This is a genomic window from Sphingomonas rhamnosi (assembly GCF_036663615.1).
Taxonomy (GTDB): Bacteria; Pseudomonadota; Alphaproteobacteria; order Sphingomonadales; family Sphingomonadaceae; genus Sphingomonas.
Genome location: NZ_JAXOJJ010000003.1, coordinates 156,805 through 171,599 on the forward strand (window position 1 = coordinate 156,805; position 14,795 = coordinate 171,599).

Sequence of the window (14,795 nt, forward strand, 5' to 3'; positions counted from 1 at the left end):
TGCGGCAGTCGGCGCGTTTTTCGCCTCTTGAGATCCCAGCCTTCGCTGGGATGACGGAGGGGGCGGGACACGGTTTCAGCGTCAGTGCTGCCCGCGCGCCTTGTGGATCAGGTGGACGATGCCAGCGACCGCGCTGCCCAGGATCATGCCGATGATCCCGGCGCCCAGCGCGTTGACCGTCCAGGCGACTATGCCCTTGCCCACCGGCACCGCGGCGGCCGAGACTTCGGCGGCGTGGTGGATCGCGTGGGGGATCGTCTCGAGCCCGTAGCCTTCGATCCCGTGGACGATGATACCGCCGCCGACCCAGATCATCGCCGCGGTGCCGATGATCGACAGCGCGCCCATGACGATCGGCATGCCCTTGACCAGGCCACGGCCGATCGCCTGGACGCCGGCATTGCTGCGCTCGGCCAGATGGAGGCCGATATCGTCCATCTTCACGATCAGCGCGACGACGCCGTAGACGCCGATGGTGATGCCGATGCCGACCACGGCGAGCACGATCGCCTGTTCCCAGATCGGTTCGGACGCGACCGTCGACAGCGCGATGACCATGATCTCGGCCGAGAGGATGAAGTCGGTGCGGACCGCGCCCGAGACCTTCGAATCCTCCAGCGCCTTGGGGTCGGTGATGACCTCTTCCTCGGCTTCGACATGGCCGCCGCCGAACGCTTCAAGGACCTTCTCCGCGCCTTCGAAGCAGAGATAAGTGCCGCCGATCATCAGCAGCGGCGTCAGCAGCCACGGCGCGAACGCGCTGAGCGCCAGCGCCGCGGGCAGGATGAAGAGCAATTTGTTGCGGAACGAGCCGAGCGCGATCCGCCAGATCATCGGCAGTTCGCGCTTGGGCGAGAAGCCCGTCATGTAGCGCGGCGTCACCGCGGCGTCGTCGACCACCACGCCCATCGCCTTGCTGCCCGCCTTGCCGGCGGCGGCGGCGACGTCGTCGAGGCTGGCGGCGGCGAGCTTGGTGATTCCGGCGATGTCGTCGAGCAGCGCGACCAATCCTATAGGCATGTTCGCGTCCTCCCGGTTGCGTCTGGGCCCGGCGTAGCAAGGTCGCGGCGACATGCAACGGTGTCGCGCGGCGGATTTTGTGGACGACCGACGAAGGTCGCGAACCTATATTGCTGGCAACCGCGCCATTGCCGACAGGACTAGCCATGACGAACGACTTCATCACCAACCTGCCCAAGGCCGAGTTGCACCTGCATATCGAGGGCAGCCTGGAGCCCGAGCTGATGTTCGCGCTGGCCGCGCGCAACAAGGTTTCGATCCCGTTCGCCAGCGTCGAGGATGTGCGCGCGGCGTACAGCTTCACCAATCTGCAGACTTTCCTCGACATCTATTACGCCGGCGCCGCGGTGCTGAAGACCGAGGAGGATTTCCGCGATCTGGCGGTCGCCTATTTCGACCGGGTCGCGCAGGACGGCGTGGTGCATGCCGAGATATTCTTCGATCCGCAGACGCATACGCATCGCGGCATCCCGTTCGACGTGGTGGCGAGCGGGCTGTTCGCGGGGATCGAGGAGGCCAAGGCCAGGCACGGCATGAGCGTCGGGCTGATCATGAGCTTCCTGCGACACCTGCCCGAGGAGGACGCGTTCGAGACGTTCGCGCAGGCCGAACCCTGGCTCGACCGGCTGATCGGGGTGGGGCTCGATTCGTCCGAGGTCGGCAATCCGCCGTCGAAGTTCGCGCGGGTGTTCGCCGCCGCTGGCGATGCCGGGCTGATGCTGTGCGCGCATGCGGGGGAAGAGGGGCCGCCGGAATATGTCCACGAGGCGCTCGACCTGCTTCACGTCGACCGGATCGATCACGGCAACCGCGCGCTCGAGGATCCGGGGTTGGTCGCCCGCTTGGCGCGCGATGCGATGACGCTGACGGTGTGCCCGTTGTCGAACGTCGCGCTGCGCAACGTCGAGCGGCTGGAGGATCATCCGATCGACCGGATGCTGGATCTCGGGCTGCGCGCGACGATCCATTCGGATGATCCGGCCTATTTCGGGGGGTATATCGGTGAGAATTTCAGGGCGACAGCAGCGGCGCGGAATCTGTCGCGCGAGCAGGTGGTGACGTTGGCGCGCAACAGTTTCCTCGGGAGCTTCCTGGATGACGAGACGTTGACCGGGCACTTGGCCAAGCTCGATGCCTATGTGAAGGCGGCCGTCTGACATCCCGTCACCCCGGCCTTGAGCCGGGGTCCCGCTTATCGCGCGGGTGAAGCAGCGGGACCCCGGCTCAAGGCCGGGGTGACGAAAGAAGGCTCCATGATCAAACGGTTCCTGGCGGTATTCGAGCCGTTTATCCTTATGTTGCTCGGCACGGTCGTGCTCGCCAGCATCCTCCCTGCGCGGGGGAACTGGGCGATCGTGGCGAGCTATGCCGCGGACATCGCGATCGTGCTGCTGTTCTTCCTGCACGGCGCCAAGCTGTCGCGCGAAGCGATCGTCGCGGGGCTGCGCAACTGGCGGCTGCATCTGGCGGTGCTCGCGGTGACGTTCGTCGTGTTCCCGTTGCTCGGGCTGGGCTTGCAGGCGTTGCCGTTCGTCAACGGGCCGCTTGCTGCCGGCCTGTTGTTCCTGACCCTGCTGCCCTCGACCGTGCAGTCGTCGATCGCGTTCACCGCGATCGCGCGCGGGAACGTCGCGGCGGCGGTGTGCAGCGCGTCGTTTTCGAACCTGCTCGGGATCATCGTGACGCCGGCGCTCGTCGCGCTGCTGATGACGACATCGGGGTCGGGCGGGGTGTCGATCGAGAGCGTCGAGGCGATCGTGCTGCAACTGCTGGTACCGTTCGTCGTCGGGCATCTGCTGCGGCCGTGGATCGGCGCCTGGGTGACGCGACAGAAGGCGATGCTGACCATCGTCGACCGCGGGTCGATCCTGCTGGTCGTGTACAGCGCGTTCGGCGCGGCGGTGGTCGAGGGGCTGTGGCACCGCTTGTCGGCGGGCGATCTGATTTTGATCGGTGTGCTGTGCTGCGTGCTGCTCGCGTTCGTGCTGGGGCTGACGCTGGCGGTGGCGAAACTGATGAAGCTGCCGCGCGACGATGCGATCGTGCTGCAATTCTGCGGGTCGAAGAAGAGCTTGGCGTCGGGTGTGCCGATGGCGGGGGTGCTGTTCCCCGCGGCGCAGGTCGGGGTGATCCTGTTGCCGGTGATGCTGTTCCACCAGATCCAGCTGATCGCGTGCGCGGTGATCGCGCGGCGGTATGCGGCGACAGAAGACCAGACCCCGTCACCCCGGCCTTGAGCCGGGGTCCCGCTTACTGATCGCGGGAAGAAGCGGGACCCCGGGTCGAGCCCGGGGTGACGCAAGTTAGCAACACCGCCCGCCGCCCTTGCCGCCGTAGCGCGCCTGTTGGCGGTCGCGGAAGAAGGTGCGTTCGTCCATCGGGGCGTGGTCGGGGTGCCGTTCGGCCATGTGCGCGCGGTACGCCGTGTAGCTCGGCACGCCGACCATCAGCAGCGCGGTTTCGCGGAGGCGGGCCAGGATCGTCATTCGGCCGCGACCAGATGCGGCGGCACTTCGCTGACCGTCGGGCGATCGATCTTCAGCGCGGCGAGGCAGGTGCGGATGCCGAAGACCAGGATCGACACCACCACGCCGAGGAACAGCGCGATCAGCGCGGCGTCGATGCGGTCGTTGAAGACGATGCGGTGCATCTCGGCCATCGTCTTGGCCGGCGCGAGGATCTCGCCCCGCGCCGCCGCGTCGCCGAACTTGCTCGCATGCGCGAGGAAGCCGACCTTCACGTCGCTGGAGAAGAGCTTCAGCAGCCCGGCGGTGATCGTGCACAGGCACAGCCAGGCGGCGGGCAGGATCGTGACCCAGGCGTAGCGCTGGCGCTTCATGCGGAACAGCACGACGGTCGCCAGAACCAGCGCGACGGCGGCGAGCATCTGGTTCGAGATGCCGAACAGCGGCCAGAGCGTGTTCACGCCGCCCAAGGGATCGGTGACGCCCTGATAGAGGAAGAAGCCCCAGGCAATGACGCACAGCGCGGTCGCGATGATGCCGGGGACGATCGCCGAGGCGTTGCGGAACGACGGCACCACCAACCCGATCAGGTCCTGCAGCATGAACCGCCCGGCGCGCGTGCCGGCGTCGACCGCGGTGAGGATGAACAACGCCTCGAACAGGATCGCGAAATGATACCAGAACGCCTTCATCGCCGGGCCGCCGACGACGTTGGAGAAGATCTCCGCCATCGCCACCGCCAGCGTGGGGGCGCCGCCGGTGCGGCTGATGATCGTCGCCTCGCCGACGTCCCTGGCGGCCTGGGTCAGCGCGTCGGGGGCGATCAGGAAGCCCATCTTGCTGACCGCGGCGGCGGCCGAGACGGCGTCGGTGCCGACCACCGCGGCGGGGCTGTTCATCGCGAAATAGAGGCCGGGATCGAGGATCGTCGCGCCGACCAGCGCCATGATCGCGACGAAGCTCTCCATCAGCATCGCACCATAGCCGACGAACGGCGCGTCGGTTTCGGCGGCGATGAGCTTGGGCGTGGTGCCGCTGGCGATCAGCGCGTGGAAGCCGGATACCGCGCCGCACGCGATCGTGATGAACAGGAACGGGAACAGCCCGCCCGACCAGACCGGGCCGGTGCCGTCGATGAACGGGGTCACCGCCGGCATGCGCAAGGGCGGCGCGACGATCGCGATGCCGATCGCGAGCGCGACGATCGCGCCGATCTTGAGGAAGGTCGACAGATAGTCGCGCGGCGCGAGCAGCAGCCAGACGGGAAGGACCGAGGCGACCGCGCCGTAACCGACCATCAGCACGCAGAGCTGCACCGGGGTCAGCGTGAAGATCGGGCCCCAGACCGGCGAGGCGGCGACGCTGCCGCCATAGACGATCGCGAGCAGCAGCCCGATGACGCCGAGGACCGAGACTTCGCCGACCTTACCGGGGCGGATCCAGCGCGTGTAGATTCCCATCGCGAAGGCGAGCGGGATCGTCGCGGCGACGGTGAACAACCCCCAGGGGCTGCCGGCGAGCGCACGGACGACGATCAGCGCGAGCACCGCGAGGATGATCACCATGATCGCGAACGCGCCGATCAGCGCGATCACGCCGGGGACCGCGCCCATCTCCATGCGGATCAGTTCGCCGAGCGACCGCCCGTCGCGCCGCATCGAGATGAACAGCACCATGAAGTCCTGCACCGCGCCCGCGAGCACGACGCCGGCGAGGATCCAGAGCGTGCCGGGCAGGTAGCCCATTTGGGCGGCGAGCACCGGGCCGACCAGCGGGCCGGCACCGGCGATCGCGGCGAAATGGTGGCCGAACAGGACGTTGCGGTCGGTCGCGACGTAATCCAGGCCGTCGGCGCGGCGGATCGCCGGGGTGGGGCGCGACGCGTCAAGCTGCATCACGTTGCGTGCGATGTAGCGCGCATAGAAGCGGTAGGCGATGAGGTTGATCGAGACCGACGCGGCGACGATCCACAGCGCGTTGACATGCTCGCCGCGGACGAAGGCGATGACCGCCAGCGCGCAGGCCGCGAGCACGCCGAGGGCGCCCCAGCCGAGTTTTTCGCGTAGCGTCATGCGGTGCCCCTACCGTTTAGAATAACGACCACCCCGGCGAAGGCCGGGGCCCAATTGGCAAGGTCGATGTAACGGAGCGGTGCCCGTCGTCACAGCTGTTTCCCAATTGGGTCCCGGCCTTCTCCGGGGTGGTAGCGAGCTTATTTCCGCCCGCTCAACTCATCCCCGACGATCCGTACCACGTGGAGCACGTTGGTCGACCCGGGCGTGCGGAACGGAACGCCGGCCATAACGACGACGCGGTCGCCGGCCTTGGCCATGTTGTGCCGCAGCGCCATCCGCTTCGACTTGCCGACCATGTCCTCGAACGATTCGACGTCGCGGGTGTGGACCGCGTGCGTGCCCCAGAGCAGGCCCAGGCGCCGCGCGGTATCGAGGCTCGGGGTCAGAACCAGCAACGGCACGCCCGGCCGCTCGCGCGCGATCCGGCGTGCGGTCGAGCCCGAGGTGGTGAAGCAGATGATCGCCACCGCATCGACCGTCGCCGCGATGTTCTTCGCCGCCTCGGCGAGCGCGTCGGCGGTCGTCGGATCGGGCTTCATCACGGTGAAGTGCATCCGGTCGCCATGCTCGGGATCGCCCTCCACCGAGACGCCGATCGCGTTCATCATCGCGACCGATTCGACCGGCCAGTCGCCCGCCGCGCTTTCTGCCGACAGCATGATCGCGTCGGCGCCGTCATAGATCGCGGTGGCGACGTCGGAGACTTCCGCACGCGTCGGCGACGGCGAGGTGATCATCGATTCGAGCATCTGCGTCGCGACCACCACCGGGCGGCCGAGCCGGCGCGAGACCTCGACGATGCGCTTCTGCAGCGGCGGCACCGCCTCGGGAGGCATTTCGACGCCCAGATCGCCGCGCGCGACCATCACGCCGTCACACGCCTCGACGATCTCAACCAGCCGTTCGATGGCGGCGGGCTTTTCGATCTTGGCAAGCAGCGCGGCCTTGCCGCCGATCAGTTTCCGGGCCTCCCACAGGTCTTCGGGACGCTGGACGAACGACAGCGCGATCCAGTCGACGCCCTGGTCGACCGCGAAGGCGAGATCGCTGATGTCCTTTGCGGTCAGCGCCGCCATCGGCAGCACGACGTCGGGGACGTTCAGGCCCTTGCTGTTCGACAGCATCCCGCCGACCACGACGACCGTCTCGATCTGTGCAGGGCCGTGATCGGTGACGCGTAGGACCAGCTTGCCGTCGTCAAGCAGCAGGCGGGCACCGGTCTCGATCCCTTCGAAGATCTCGGGGTGAGGCAGTTCGACGCGGGTCGCGTCGCCCGGCGTCGGGTCGCGATCGAGCAGGAACGTCGAACCGGTCTTCAGCTCGACCTTGCCGGCGGCGAACTTGCCGACGCGCAGCTTCGGGCCCTGGAGATCGGCGAGGATCGTCGTCGGGCGGCCGAACTCGGCCTCCATCGCGCGGATCGCCTGGATCACCGCGACCTTCGATTGCTGGTCGCCATGGCTCATGTTGATGCGGAACGCGTCCGCGCCCGCCTCGAACAGAGTAGCGATCATCTCCGGGGTATTGCTCGCGGGGCCCAGCGTCGCGAGGACGCGGACTTTGCGCGGGCGGGGCGATATCGCCTTTGTCATTCAGCACTCCTGGGCTTTGCCGGTTGTCGCCTTAACCCCTATCTCCGCCCGATCAACCATGGAGACACCGAAATGGACCGGCTGGACGAACTCGACGATGCCGTAGCGGCCGCAGCCTTTCGCCGGCTGGTGCGTCACCTGCGCCATCGCGGCGATGCGCAGAATATCGACCTGATGGGACTGGCCGGCTTCTGCCGCAACTGCCTCTCGGACTGGGTCGAGGAGGCAGGCGGCATGGACAAGGAGGCCGCGCGCGAAACCGTGTACGGCATGCCCTATGCGCAGTGGAAGGCGCAGAACCAGGCGAGCGCGACCCCGGAACAGCTCGACCGGATGCGCGCCAGCGTCGCGTTGAACGCAGTTGAGCCGGCCAAGGTTACCGCCTAGACGCGACGCCGCACCTGCTCGCGGCGCGATTCACCGGTAGTCCCTTGGACGCCGATCGCGCTGCGGCGGTCTTTTTCTTGAGCGAATGGGGATATCATGACGGACGAACGCCAACACGGCATGGGCGGCGGCGCGGTCGCCGCGGACGAACTACGCCTGCTGATCGAGCGCGCTGAGCGGCTCGAAGAGGAGAAGAAGGGCATTTCGGACGACATCAAGGACGTGATGGCCGAGGCCAAGGGCCGCGGCTACGACCCCAAGGCGATCCGCAAGATCCTGTCGATCCGCAAGAAGAAGAAGGAAGAATATCAGGAGGAGGAAGCGATCCTCGAAGTGTACCTCCAGGCGTTGGGCATGATCTGAGCTTAGGCGTTCGTTAACCGCCGCCGGGTCACCTGCCACCATGATCCCGGCGGCGCTTGCATTCCTGATCGTTAACCTGGCGACCGTGCTCACATTCGGGCGCGACAAGCAGCTCGCGGTCGAGGGCGGCCGCCGGATCCGCGAATCGACGTTGCTGTGGCTCGCCGCGATCGGCGGCAGCCCGGGTGCGCTGTGGGCACGCCAGCATTACCGGCACAAGACACGCAAGCAGCCGTTCGGCACGCAGCTTGAGCTGATCGTGATGATGCAAGCCGGGATCCTGCTCGGGATGGCGTTCGTGCTCCTGTTCTGACGGAAGCGGCTGCCTGTTGCTTGCGGCGTATCTCGCGTGTATTTCTGTCGTAATACACTGCAACAGGGGTGGTGATATGCGGTTGATGGGGCTCGCGATTATACTGGCGATCGGTGCGCCGGCGACGGCGGCGGATACTGATGCGCAGGTGCTGGCGCAGCGCGCCGAGAGCTTCGTCCGCGTGCGCAACGCGTTCGATCAGGCGGCGATGACCGCGATGATGGCGCCGGACTATCAGGAAGTGTCGCCGATCGGCGAGGTCGATTCGCGCGAGCAGGTGATCGGCTTCTATGCCGTGGACAAGACGGTGACCGCGCCGTCGACTACCATCACCGAGACCGTGGCACGGCCCGCGGGCGGCACCGGCATCGTGACGATGCGGATCGCCTACACGATGCCCGGCAAGGACGGACAGATGCAGACGCGCGCACTGCGCGCCGGGTTCGTCGCGCGGAAGGTCGGCGGCGTGTGGCAGTTCGTGTCGGCGCAGTTCACGCCGATCCGGGGGTAGGGGCCTAGGCCGCTTCCGCCGGTTGCGTGGTCCAGCCAAGCCCCGGAATCGTGATCGAGCGCTTGCCCGCCAGATCGGTGCGGCAGACGATCAGGTCACGGCTTTCGATATAGGTGATCAGGCGTTTGACCCGGCCGATCGAACTGGTGCCGTAGGTCGCGGCGATGCGCGCGTCCGACGGGCACGGCTCGCCTTCGCGCGCGGCGCGCGCAACGAGCAGGAATGCGCCGAGCATGTCGTCGGGCAGGCCGCTCGCCACGTCGAGCGCCGCGGTCCAGGCCTCGTCGGTCATGTCGAAGATTCCGGCGCGCGCGCAGCTGAGGCGGCGGACGAAGCCCGGCAGGTCGAGCGGCGGCTTGGCGAGGCCAGCCATCCGGCACCGCACCTGGAAATCCTGGAACAGCACCGATGGCGGGCGCAGCGACGATTCGGCGTCGGCGACGATCGCGCGGAACACGTCGGCATAGATCGCCTCGACCTCGTCGTCGCTCTTCTCGGGCGGCGGCGGTGCGGCGGTGCGCGGTTCGGGTTCGCGGGCGATGCCGTCGAGCAGTTCCTCGGCGGGCACGCGGCGCGGCCGCGAATCGAACAGCAACCCGAGTTCGGGCGCGTCGACGACGGGTTCGGACAACAGGTCCGCCAAGTCCATCGGCGCGGCGCTGGGCAGCGGGGTGAGCTTGGGGCTACCGCTGCGCGCGGACGTCTCGACGTCGCCGATCCTGACCGTGATCGGCCGCCTGGAGACCGCGGGGCCGAGCGCCATGAAGGTGCCGCGCTGCAGGTCGCGGATCGCCTCGGCCTGGCGGCGTTCCATGCCGAGCAGGTCGGCGGCGCGCGCCATGTCGATGTCGAGAAAGGTGCGGCCCATCAGGAAGTTCGATGCTTCGGCGGCGACGTTCTTGGCAAGCTTGGCCAACCGCTGCGTCGCGATGACGCCGGCCAGACCGCGCTTGCGCCCGCGGCACATCAGGTTGGTCATCGCCGCCAGCGACGCGCGGCGCACCTCTTCGGACACCTCGCCGCCGGTAACGGGCGCAAACATCTGCGCTTCGTCGACCACCACCAGCACCGGATACCAATGTTCGCGCGGCGCATCGAACAGCGCGGACAGGAACGACGCGGCACAGCGCATCTGGCCCTCGACCTCGAGTCCCTCCAGGCTGAGCACCGCGGACGTGCGATGTTCGCGCAGCCGGGTGGCGATGCGCGCGATCTCGCGTTCGCTATAGTCGCCCGCCTCGATCACGACATGGCCGTGGGGGCCGGCGAGCGTCACGAAATCGCCCTCGGGATCGATCACGATCTGCTGCACCTGGCCGGCCGATCGTTCGAGCAGCCGGCGCAGCAGATGCGACTTGCCCGACCCCGAATTGCCCTGCACCAGCAAGCGGGTGGCGAGCAGTTCCTCGAGGTCCATGGACACGGCGGCGCCACTGCCGTCGGTCCCCATGTCTACGCGTACCGTCATGGCGGTGCGTTTGGCAGGTCGGGCGGCCTTGCGGCAAGCGGCGAGTTGTCTCCGCGCGCAATTCGCTGGTCTGGTGAAATCCGCGGCCACGGCCTACAGCGCCTGCATCAGACAAAGAGGCACCGATGGCAGGCCATTCCAAATTCAAGAACATCATGCACCGCAAAGGTGCGCAGGATAAGAAGCGCAGCTCGCTGTTTTCCAAGCTCAGCCGCGAAATCACCGTCGCGGCCAAGATGGGCTTGCCCGATCCCGACATGAACCCGCGGCTGCGCGCCGCGGTGACCGCGGCGAAGCAGGCGTCGCTCCCCAAGGACAACATCCAGCGCTCGATCGACAAGGCGGCCCGCGGCGATGCGGAAACCTATGAGGAGATCCGCTACGAGGGGTTCGGCCCCGGCGGCGTGTCGCTGATCATCGAGGCGCTGACCGACAACCGCAACCGCACCGCGACCAACGTGCGCGTCGCGGTCGCCAAGAACGGCGGCAATCTGGGTGCGAGTGGCTCGGTGAGCCACGCGTTCGACCGTGTCGGGCTGATCTCGTATCCGGCGAGCGCGGGCGATGCCGAGGCGGTGTTCGAGGCGGCGCTGGATGCCGGCGCCGAGGACGTGACGTCGAGCGACGACGGCCACGAGATCTGGACCGCGGTCGGCGACCTGCACGAGGTGGCCAAGGCGCTCGAAGCCAAGCTGGGCGAGGCCGAAGGTGCCAAGCTGGCGTGGCGCCCGCAGGTGATGGTCGACGTCAACGAAGGCGATGCGGAAACGCTGTTCAAGCTGATCGACGCGCTGGATGACGACGACGACGTCCAGACGGTGTGGGGTAATTACGAGGTCTCGGACGAAGTGATGGAGAAGCTTTCGTGATCAGCTCCCCTCCCGCTTGCGGGAGGGGCCGGGGGTGGGCTGACGCTTTCCCCCTGCGGTCCGCTTGGACCCGGCCGGCAGCCTACCCCCCAACCCCCTCCCGCGAGCGGGCGGGGGAACAGTCATGATCATCCTCGGCCTCGACCCCGGGCTCGGCACCACCGGATGGGGCGTCATCCGCGCCGAAGGGAACCGCCTCAGCCATATCGGCAACGGCCAGATTCGCACCGATCCGTCGATGGCGCTGCCGCGGCGGCTGACCGCGCTGTATTCCGCGCTGATCGACGTGATCCGCGCCGAGCGGCCCGATGGCGCGGCAGTCGAGGAAGTGCTCGGCAACACCAACGCGCAGTCGACGCTGAAGCTGGGCCAGGCGCGCGGCGTCGTTCTGCTCGCCGCGGCGGGCGCCGGGCTGCATATCGGAGAATATCACCCCTCGACCGTCAAGAAGGCGGTGGTGGGATCGGGCGGCGCGGAAAAGCGGCAGATCCAGGCGATGATGGGCGTGCTGCTACCCGGTACCAAGCTTGCCGGCCCCGACGCGGCGGATGCGCTGGCGGTGGCGATCACGCATGCGCATCATCTCGCCAGCGCGCAGGCCCAGGCGCGACGCGTCGTCGGCTAACACTTGCCGTTGCGTTTGCACCACTTGGCTGCGAGCATCGCCGCCGGGGGTGATCATGGCCGATCTGCTTGCGAACGCTCGGACGATTGTCGCGCATATCGCCGAGCATCTGCAGGCCGATGTCAGCGTCGAATTGTGGAACGGCGAGGTGCTGCCTCTGGGGCCGAACGCGCGCGACGATATCCGCATCGCCGTCACCTCGCCCGCTGCGGTCGGTCGGCTGGTACGATCGCCGAAGTTTATGACGCTGGTCGAGGTGTACATCGCCGGCGGGTTCGACATACGCGGCGGCAGTCCGCTCGAAGCGCTTGGGCGATGGGAGCATCTCCGCGCGGTACGACTTGTTCGCGCCATCGATCGTAGGGTGATGATGAAGGCGGCCTGGCCGTTCCTGTTCGAGACCGACCGCAAATCCGGCGCGCTCGGTTTCGGGGAACGGGTCGGTGCACTGTTCGGCCGGGACCGCGACGACACCGCGATGATCCAGTTCCACTATGACGTGTCGAACGCCTTCTACGCGCTGTTCCTCGATCCGGAGATGCAATATTCGGCCGGGGTGTTCGCCAGCGCGGACACGAGCCTGGCCGAGGCGCAGCGCGCCAAGATGGACCTGATCTGCCGCAAGCTCGATCTGGTGCCGGGGGACCGGATGCTTGATCTCGGCTGCGGCTGGGGCGGCCTTGGCTGTCACGCAGCGGAGGTCTTCGGCGCGACCGTGCACGGCGTCACGCTGTCGCAGGAGCAGCATGACCTGGCACAGGCGCGGGTGGCGTCGCGCGGGCTTGGCGACCGGGTGACGATCGAACTGCGCGACTATCGCACGATCGAGACGCCGGGCGCGTATGGCAAGATCGCGCAGATCGGGATGTTCGAGCATGTCGGGATCGACAATCATGACCGGCATTTCGAACAGATGCACCGGTTGCTCAGCGACCACGGGCTGTACCTGCATCAGGCGACCACGCGGCGCGCGACCAAGGACCTCAGCACATTCCGTAAGCGGACCGCGTATATGGCGGTGATCAACCGCTATATCTTCCCGGGCGGCGAACTCGATTATGTCGGCATGACCGCCACCAACCTCGAACGCCACGGTTTCGAGGTGATCGACGTCGAGAGTATGCGCGAGCATTACTACCGCTCGCTGAAGGCGTGGAGCGAGGCGTTGTACGCGAACCGCGACGCTGCGATCGCCGAGGTCGGGCTGACGCGGACGCGGTTGTGGCTGTTGTATCTGGCGCTGTCGTGCACCGGCTTCTGGCGCGGGGTGCTGTGCGATTTCCAGACGCTGGCGCAGAAGCGGACGGTGGGTCTGTCGGGATTGCCGCTGCGGCCGGGGTATCGGAGCCTCGCCCGTTCGTCCTGAGTAGCTGCTGAGCTAGTCGAAGCGGCGTATCGAAGGACAGGTAGCGCGCGGAACCTGCGCTTCGATACGAGCCTTCGATACGCCCCTGCGGGGCTACTCAGTCTCAACTCAGCACGAACGGAGAAGGTGAGGGCAGGGGGCGTTAGCGGCGCTTCAGACCCCGCACGCGGTGCCAGATGTAGAACCCTACCAGCGCGATCAGGACCACGCCGATCAGCAGGTCGGCGGAGTGGAACGCGGCCTTGACGCGCGGGTCGCTGTCCCATTTGTCGCCGAGCTTCATGCCGACCCAGGCAAGGCCGAAGCACCACGGCCACGATCCGATGAAGGTGTAGAGGTGAAACGGCACCAGCTTCATCCGCGCGACCCCGGCGGGGAAGGCGATGAACGAGCGGATGACCGGAAGCAACCGCCCGATCAGCACCGCGGCCGAGCCCCAGCGCGCGAAGAACCGGTCCGCGGTGTCGAGCTCGCCCGGCCCGATCAGGACATAGCGGCCCCAGCGCTCGGCCATCGGGCGTCCGCCGCGCTTGCCGACCTCATAGGCGACGATCGAGCCGAGATTGCACCCGATCGCGCCCGCGGTCGCGGCGAGGTACAGGTCGAACCGGCCGGTCGAGACGAGATAGCCCGCGAACGGCATGATGATCTCGGACGGCAGCGGAATGCACGCGCTCTCGATCGCCATCAGCACGGCGATTCCGACATAGCCGCCGGACGAGATCACCCAGATGGTGAAGGTGGCCAGGACGGCGAGGATCTTTTCGAACATGGGGCCGCGATCTGGGGCAAGCCGCGCGGCGGGTCAATCGGAACCGCGACGGGGGCGGGCGGTTGAGCAGGGATGACAGATCTCACACTCAATGACGGCCGCACCATGCCCCAGCTCGGCATGGGTACGTGGCAGATCCCCGACAGCCAGGCGGCGGCGATCGTTCGCAAGGGGCTCGATATCGGATTCCGCCTGGTCGATACCGCCGCGATCTACGAGAACGAGCGCGGTGTCGGTGACGGCTACAAGGGCGAATCCTACGAGGATGGCGGTGCGTTCATCACCACCAAGCTGTGGAACGACCGGCAAGGCGATGCCGCCGCGGCGCTGGACGAGAGCCTTGCCCTACTCGGACTCGACGCGGTCGACCTGTATCTAATGCACTGGCCGGCGCCGGGGCAGGGGCAATATGTCGAGGCGTGGCAGGCGATGATCGCGCTGCGCGACGCAGGCAAGACGCGGTCGATCGGCGTGTCGAATTTCCTGCCCGAGCATATCGACGCGATCGTCGCGGCGACGGGCGTGACGCCGGTGGTGAACCAGATCGAGCTGCACCCCAATTTCCAGCAACGTGCGGCGCGAGACTATCATGCGGCGCACGGTATCGTGACGCAGAGCTGGAGCCCGCTGGGGCAGGGCAAGACGCTGCTGACCGACGAGCGGATTACCGGCATCGCTCACAAGCATGGCCGGAGTGCCGCGCAGGTGATCTTGGCGTGGCATCTGGCGCTGGGGTTGTCGGTGATCCCGAAGGCGTCGGATGCCGAGCATCTCAGCGACAATTTCGCGGCGCTGGATTTGACGCTGGACGACGAGGATATCGCGGCGATCGATGCGATGGACGATGCGGGCGGTCGGTTGGGGCCCGAGCCGGGGTCGATGTAATCCTACCGTAAATCCTCCCCGGCACGGGGAGGGGGACCGCGCCGCAGGCGTGGTGGAGGGGGATTTCTGCAAGCGCTGCGTTTG

16 protein-coding genes are annotated in these 14,795 nt (G+C 67.2%); 10 read left to right on the forward strand and 6 right to left on the reverse strand.

Annotated features, from left to right (window positions below):
• Positions 1–81: 81 nt before the first annotated feature.
• Complete coding sequence (locus tag U1701_RS08250; protein ID WP_332782075.1) at positions 82–1,020, reverse strand: DUF808 domain-containing protein; 939 nt, start codon at positions 1,018–1,020, stop codon at positions 82–84.
• Between the two features lie 146 nt (positions 1,021–1,166).
• Here U1701_RS08250 and U1701_RS08255 point away from each other — a divergent pair, with 146 nt between their 5' ends.
• Both U1701_RS08255 and U1701_RS08260 read left to right on the forward strand, forming a co-directional pair.
• On the forward strand, positions 1,167–2,177 hold the full coding sequence (locus tag U1701_RS08255) for an adenosine deaminase (protein ID WP_332782076.1): 1,011 nt from the start codon (positions 1,167–1,169) through the stop codon (positions 2,175–2,177).
• Positions 2,178–2,273: 96 nt separating this feature from the next.
• The gene (locus U1701_RS08260; protein WP_332782077.1) at positions 2,274–3,257 is read left to right on the forward strand and encodes a bile acid:sodium symporter family protein; all 984 of its coding nucleotides are present in this window, start codon (positions 2,274–2,276) and stop codon (positions 3,255–3,257) included.
• Between the two features lie 66 nt (positions 3,258–3,323).
• Here U1701_RS08260 and U1701_RS08265 read toward each other — a convergent pair whose 3' ends face one another.
• The 3 genes from U1701_RS08265 to pyk form a co-directional block, all read right to left on the reverse strand.
• Positions 3,324–3,506 carry a YbdD/YjiX family protein gene (locus U1701_RS08265; protein ID WP_332782078.1) on the reverse strand — a complete coding sequence of 61 codons (183 nt, stop codon included), beginning with the start codon at positions 3,504–3,506 and terminating at the stop codon, positions 3,324–3,326.
• Entirely contained in the window at positions 3,503–5,557 is a 2,055-nt protein-coding gene (locus U1701_RS08270; RefSeq protein WP_332782079.1) for a carbon starvation CstA family protein, read from the reverse strand. Before U1701_RS08270 ends, U1701_RS08265 begins: the two co-directional genes overlap by 4 nt.
• 140 nt (positions 5,558–5,697) lie before the next feature.
• Positions 5,698–7,152, reverse strand: coding sequence for a pyruvate kinase (gene pyk, locus U1701_RS08275; protein ID WP_332782080.1), 1,455 nt, complete (start codon positions 7,150–7,152; stop codon positions 5,698–5,700).
• 72 nt (positions 7,153–7,224) lie between these two features.
• On the opposite strand from pyk, the gene U1701_RS08280 reads away from it, so the two are divergent.
• From U1701_RS08280 to U1701_RS08295, 4 genes are all read left to right on the forward strand, one after another.
• Positions 7,225–7,539 (forward strand): DUF1244 domain-containing protein, encoded by a 315-nt coding sequence (locus U1701_RS08280; RefSeq protein WP_332782081.1) that lies wholly within the window; start codon positions 7,225–7,227, stop codon positions 7,537–7,539.
• Positions 7,540–7,659: 120 nt separating this feature from the next.
• Entirely contained in the window at positions 7,660–7,902 is a 243-nt protein-coding gene (locus U1701_RS08285) for a DUF2312 domain-containing protein (protein ID WP_197942503.1), read from the forward strand.
• Positions 7,903–7,942: 40 nt separating this feature from the next.
• Positions 7,943–8,215, forward strand: coding sequence for a DUF1294 domain-containing protein (locus tag U1701_RS08290; protein ID WP_332782082.1), 273 nt, complete (start codon positions 7,943–7,945; stop codon positions 8,213–8,215).
• A gap of 85 nt (positions 8,216–8,300) precedes the next feature.
• On the forward strand, positions 8,301–8,726 hold the full coding sequence (locus tag U1701_RS08295; protein ID WP_332782083.1) for a nuclear transport factor 2 family protein: 426 nt from the start codon (positions 8,301–8,303) through the stop codon (positions 8,724–8,726).
• A gap of 4 nt (positions 8,727–8,730) precedes the next feature.
• Here the strand turns inward: U1701_RS08295 and U1701_RS08300 are convergent, their stop codons facing one another.
• Positions 8,731–10,194 (reverse strand): helicase HerA domain-containing protein, encoded by a 1,464-nt coding sequence (locus tag U1701_RS08300; protein WP_443026016.1) that lies wholly within the window; start codon positions 10,192–10,194, stop codon positions 8,731–8,733.
• 125 nt (positions 10,195–10,319) lie between these two features.
• Between U1701_RS08300 and U1701_RS08305 the strand changes: the two genes are divergently transcribed.
• The 3 genes from U1701_RS08305 to U1701_RS08315 all read left to right on the forward strand — a co-directional run bounded on the left by U1701_RS08305 (position 10,320) and on the right by U1701_RS08315 (position 13,054).
• Positions 10,320–11,063: a YebC/PmpR family DNA-binding transcriptional regulator gene (locus U1701_RS08305; protein ID WP_332782085.1), complete on the forward strand. Its 744-nt coding sequence runs from the start codon at positions 10,320–10,322 to the stop codon at positions 11,061–11,063.
• A 124-nt stretch (positions 11,064–11,187) separates the two neighbouring features.
• Positions 11,188–11,688 (forward strand): crossover junction endodeoxyribonuclease RuvC, encoded by a 501-nt coding sequence (gene ruvC, locus U1701_RS08310; protein WP_332782086.1) that lies wholly within the window; start codon positions 11,188–11,190, stop codon positions 11,686–11,688.
• Positions 11,689–11,743: 55 nt separating this feature from the next.
• Positions 11,744–13,054 (forward strand): class I SAM-dependent methyltransferase, encoded by a 1,311-nt coding sequence (locus tag U1701_RS08315; protein WP_332782087.1) that lies wholly within the window; start codon positions 11,744–11,746, stop codon positions 13,052–13,054.
• A 142-nt stretch (positions 13,055–13,196) separates the two neighbouring features.
• Here the strand turns inward: U1701_RS08315 and U1701_RS08320 are convergent, their stop codons facing one another.
• On the reverse strand, positions 13,197–13,826 hold the full coding sequence (locus tag U1701_RS08320; RefSeq protein ID WP_332782088.1) for a DedA family protein: 630 nt from the start codon (positions 13,824–13,826) through the stop codon (positions 13,197–13,199).
• A 72-nt stretch (positions 13,827–13,898) separates the two neighbouring features.
• On the opposite strand from U1701_RS08320, the gene U1701_RS08325 reads away from it, so the two are divergent.
• On the forward strand, positions 13,899–14,711 hold the full coding sequence (locus U1701_RS08325) for an aldo/keto reductase (protein ID WP_332782089.1): 813 nt from the start codon (positions 13,899–13,901) through the stop codon (positions 14,709–14,711).
• Positions 14,712–14,795 lie beyond the last annotated feature (84 nt).